Annotated in this window: 1 protein-coding gene; it reads right to left on the reverse strand. The window is 75.0% G+C overall.

Annotation, left to right across the window (positions count from 1 at the left end):
- Positions 1 to 95: 95 nt before the first annotated feature.
- Positions 96 to 887, reverse strand: coding sequence for a HesA/MoeB/ThiF family protein (locus tag AC2W7A_RS12835; RefSeq protein ID WP_485991667.1), 792 nt, complete (start codon positions 885 to 887; stop codon positions 96 to 98).
- Between the last annotated feature and the right edge of the window lie 85 nt (positions 888 to 972).

Here is a 972-nt window from a genome sequence, read left to right on the forward strand (position 1 = left end):
CTCGGCCCGGGCGCCTCGCCGTCCTGCGGCCCCCTGATCCGAGACGGCGGCCGCGCACCCGGGTGCGCGGCGCGCCTCGTGCTCGCTCAGGTCCGTCACGGGTGTGCGCGCGGATCCGGGGCGAGGGCCAGGGTGGTGAAGCGCAGAGTGAGGGCGTCCACGGTGAGCAGCCGGTCTGTGAGCGTCTCCCCCACGCCGGACAGGTGCTTGATCGCCTCGGCCGCCATGAGGGAGCCGACGATGCCCGGGAGCACGCCGATCACGCCGGCGGCGGCGCAGGTGGGCACCTCGCCCGGCTCGGGCTCCTCCGGGAAGACGTCCCGGTAGCGCGTGTGGCCGGGGGCGAAGAAGGACAGCTGCCCGGCGAAGCGCAGGATCGCTCCCCACACCACGGGCACGCCGGCGATCTCGCAGGCGTCGGCCACCAGGTAGCGGGTGGCGTAGGTGTCCGCGCCGTCCACCACCAGGTCCATGCCGGAGATCAGCTCCAGGGCGTTGGCCGCGGTGAGCCGCACCGGGTGCTCCACCACCCGGCACTGCGGGTGCAGGTCCCGCATGCGGGCCGCTGCCGAGGAGGTCTTGGCCTCGCCCAGGGTGGACTCGCCGTGGATGACCTGGCGGTGCAGGTTGGAGCGATCCACGGTGTCAGCGTCCACCACGTGGATCTCCCCCACCCCGGCGGCGGCGAGATAGGCCAGCACGGGCGAGCCGAGCCCGCCGGCACCGACCACGAGCACCCGGGAACGCAGCAGAGCCAGCTGGGCCTCAGGGCCGAAGCCGTCCAGGGTCAGCTGCCGGGCGAAGCGCTCCAGCTGGGTGTCCTCCAGATCCTCCAGCGCGTGCGGCGGACGGGAGGACACCGGCGAGCCCTGTGCGTGGCCGGTCACGAGTCGTCCTCGTGCGCGGCGGCGCGGTCACCGCCGGTCGGGACGGCGTCCTCGGCGGGGTCGATCCGCCCGGCCGCGCGGCGAG

It is taken from the genome of Micrococcus sp. LASM2_SD2, from assembly GCF_057364565.1.